Genomic DNA, 3,800 nt, shown 5'->3' with positions numbered 1-3,800 from the left:
TCCACCACACCACCCCACACACCCGGATGCTCCAACGCCGCAACCCGCCCCAAACCCCACACCCCACCCTGCACAGGAAACCCCACCCCATCCCCATCCCCCACACCCACCGACACCGCACCACGCGTCACCGCCCACACCCGCACACCCAAACCCGCATCCAAAACCGCCTGCAACACCACCAACACAAACACCACCCCCGCAACACCATCCGGCACCAACACCACCACCCCCACCAACCCACAATCAGCGGCTTCGGGCAGACGCCCGGCGAGCGCGGCCCGGTCGGGATCGCCGTCCACGGTCAGCGTCACGGTCCGGGGGCCGAGGGCTTCGGCGACCGCGGCGGTGCCGGGCTCCCCGTCCAGCCCCGCCGGGATGACGAGCAGGTACGAGCCGCCGGTGGCCCGGTCCGGCGGGGCGAGCGGGGTCCAGGTCTCCCGGTACCTCCAGCTCTCCACCCCGGATGCCGCGACCGGGGCGGGCCAGAACCGCCGGTGCTGGAACGCGTAGGTCGGGAGGTCGATCCTGCGTCCCTCGGGGAGCACCGCCCCCCGGTCCACGGGGACCCCGTGCGCATGCAGCGCGGCCCATCCGGCCGTGACCGCGATGTTCTCGTCACGGTCACGGCGCAGGAGCGGCACCCTCAGGGTGCCCTCGGCGCAGCCGTCCTCGGCCAGCGCCGACAGCACGGCGTCCGGGCCCATTTCGACCAGCGCGCTCGCGCCCCGGTCCGCCAGGCACCGTATCCCGTCGGCGAAGCGGACCGCCTCGCGCGCCTGTGCCGCCCAGTACGCCGGGGAGCGCAGTTCGTCGCCGGTGGCGACGGCGCCGGTCAGGCCGGACACCACGGGGATCCGTGGCTCCCGGTAGGCCAGTGTCTCGAGGACCCGCTCGAACTCGGCCAGCATCGGGTCCATCAGCGCGGAGTGGAACGCGTGGGATGCGCGCAGCCGGCTGGTCCTGCGGCCCAGCGCGGCCAGCGACTCCGCGGCCCCGGTGACGGCGGCTTCCTCGCCCGACAGCACCACGGAGCCCGGGGTGTTGACCGCGGCGATCGAAACCCCTCGCGTCACCAGCGGAGCCGCCTCGGCCTCGGTCGCCTCCACCGCCACCATCGCACCGCCCGGCGGCAGAGCCTCCATCAGTCGGGCGCGGGCCGCGACCAGGCGGCACGCGTCGGGCAGCGACAGGACTCCGGCGACATGTGCGGCCGCGACCTCTCCGACCGAATGTCCCAGCAGGGCGTCCGGGACCACTCCCCACGACTCCAGCAGCCGGAACAGTGCCACTTCGAGTGCGAACAGCGCCGGCTGCGCCCAGCCGGTCCGGTCCAGCGACCCGGCGTCGTCGCCCCAGACGACGTCCTTCAGCGGACGCTCCAGGTGCGCGTCCAGCTCCGCCACGACCGCGTCGTAGGCCGCCGCGAAGACCGGGGACCCGGCGTACAGCTCCCGGCCCATGCCCAGGCGTTGCGCGCCCTGTCCGGTGAAGAGCACACCGACCACACGGTCCGGGCGTGCCTCACCGAGGATCACCGCCCCGGTGGTCTCTCCCGCCGCCAGTCCCCGCAGACCGGCCAGCAGTTCATCGCGCCCGGCGCCCAGGACCGTGGCACGGTGGCCGAGCGCCGGCCGGGTGGCCAGCAGTGACCAGCCCACGTCGGCGACGTCCAGCGACGGATCGGCCGCCACCCGGGCGGACAGCCGTGCCGCCTGGGCGCGCACCGCCTCCGGGGTCCTTCCCGAGACCGTCCAGGGCACCACGCGTGGGGCGAGTGGGGGTGCGGCGGGCACCGGGTCGTCCGCGGGTGCGGACTCCAGGATGACGTGCGCGTTCGTCCCCGACACCCCGAACGAGGACACGCCGGCCCGGCGCGGACGGCCGGTCTCCGGCCAGGCGGTGGCCTCGGTCAGCAGCGCGACCCGGCCCCGCTCCCAGTCCACCTGGGACGACGGGGCGTCCACGTGCAGGGTGCGCGGCAGCACGCCGTGCCGCATCGCCAGGACCATCTTGATGACACCGCCGACTCCGGCGGCGGCCTGGGTGTGGCCGAGGTTCGACTTCAGCGAGCCCAGCCACAGGGGGGCTTCGCCGGAGCGGTCCTGGCCGTACGTGGCGAGGACGGCGTGCGCCTCGATCGGGTCGCCGAGCGTCGTCCCCGTGCCGTGGGCCTCGACGGCGTCGATGTCGCGGGCGGCCAGTCCGGCGGCGGCCAGGGCCTGACGGATCACACGCTGCTGCGCAGGGCCGTTGGGTGCGCTCAGGCCGTTGGAGGCGCCGTCCTGGTTGACGGCGCTGGAGCGCAGTACCGCCAGGATCCGGTGCCCGTTGCGCCGCGCGTCGGAGAGCTTCTCCAGGACGACCGTGCCGACGCCCTCGGCGAACCCGGTGCCGTCGGCGGCGTCCGCGAACGGCTTGCAGCGCCCGTCGGGTGCCAGCCCGCCCTGCTCGGAGAAGAGCACGAAGGCGTCGGCGTCGGCCATCACGGTGACGCCCCCGGCCAGGGCCAGGGTGCACTCCCCCGACCGCAGCGACTGCGCCGCCAGGTGCATCGCGACCAACGACGACGAGCAGGCGGTGTCCACCGTCACCGCCGGCCCCTCCAGGCCGAGCACGTAAGCCACCCGGCCGGACACCACGCTCGACGAGCCGCCGGTGAGTGCGAATCCCCGTACCTCGTCGCCGAGCCGGCCCACCGCCGCCTGGTAGCCGGACGGGTAGGCGCCGACGAACACCCCTGCGGGGCTGCCCGCCAGCGACTCGGGGTCGATCCCGGCGTGTTCCAGCGCCTCCCAGGAGCTCTCGAGGAGCAGCCGCTGCTGCGGGTCCATGGCAAGCGCCTCGCGCGGGGAGATCCCGAAGAACGCGGGATCGAAGTCGCCCGCGCCGTCGAGGAAGCCTCCTCGGCGGGTGATGGTCGTCCCGGGCCGGGTGCCCTCGGGGTCGTACAGCGCCGCCAGGTCCCAGCCGCGGTCGGCGGGGAAGTCACCGGTCGCGTCGGTGCCCTCGCTCACCAGGCGCCACAGGTCGGCCGGGCCGGTCACCCCGCCGGGGTACCGGCAGGCCATGCCGACGATGACGACGGGGTCGTCGGCGGCCGGGACCGGCGACGGCAGCGGCGTGACCCCGGTGGCCGGGGTGCCGGCGAGCAGCGACGCCAGGTGGTCCGTGAGCCGGGCGGCGGTCGGGTAGTCGAACACCACGGTCGTGGGGAGGGCGAGGCCGGTGGCGTCCACGAGCCGGCCGCGCAGCTCCACGGCGGTCATCGAGTCGAAACCCAGCTCCCGGAATGCCTGGTCGGCGTCGATCCGGGTGCCGGGCGCGTGGCCCAGTACGGCGGCCGCGCTGTGCCGGACGAGGTCGGACAGCGCTGCCCGGCGCTCCTGTTCCGGCAGTCCGGCCAGGCGCCGCGCGGAGGCACCGGCGGCGGGCGCGCCGGACGCGTCCGGTTCCCGCGGCGCGCTCTCCAGGGCCCGGACCGCCTCGGGCAGGGCGGAGAGCAGCGGGCTCGGGCGTGACGCCGTGAACGCCGGGGCGAAACGGCTCCAGTCCGTGTCCGTGATGACGGCCGCCGTCTCGTCGCCGTCCAGGACGCGTTGCAGGGCCGCGACGGCCAGCGCCGGTCGCATGGGCATGACCCCCAGGCGGCTCAGCCGGTGCCGGCGACCGGGCTGGGCGGCGACCAGCCCGCTTTCGTCCCAGGCGCCCCAGGCGATGGAGGTGGCCGTGCGGCCCCGGGCACGGCGATGCGCGGCAAGGGAGTCCAAACAGGCATTGGCGGCCGCGTAACCCGCCTG

At 75.2% G+C, this 3,800-nt stretch carries 1 protein-coding gene; it reads right to left on the bottom strand.

What is annotated here, in order from left to right; all coding sequences use genetic code 11:
- The coding region (locus tag AB0E24_RS45855; protein ID WP_435865410.1) for a type I polyketide synthase at positions 1–3,800 on the bottom strand (3,800 nt) is incomplete at both ends.

Source organism: Streptomyces malaysiensis subsp. malaysiensis (genome assembly GCF_040653035.1).
In the GTDB taxonomy this organism is placed as follows: domain Bacteria; phylum Actinomycetota; class Actinomycetes; order Streptomycetales; family Streptomycetaceae; genus Streptomyces; species Streptomyces malaysiensis.
The sequence above is the reverse complement of the archived record's forward strand: the minus strand, read 5'-3'. Positions and strand labels throughout refer to the sequence as shown.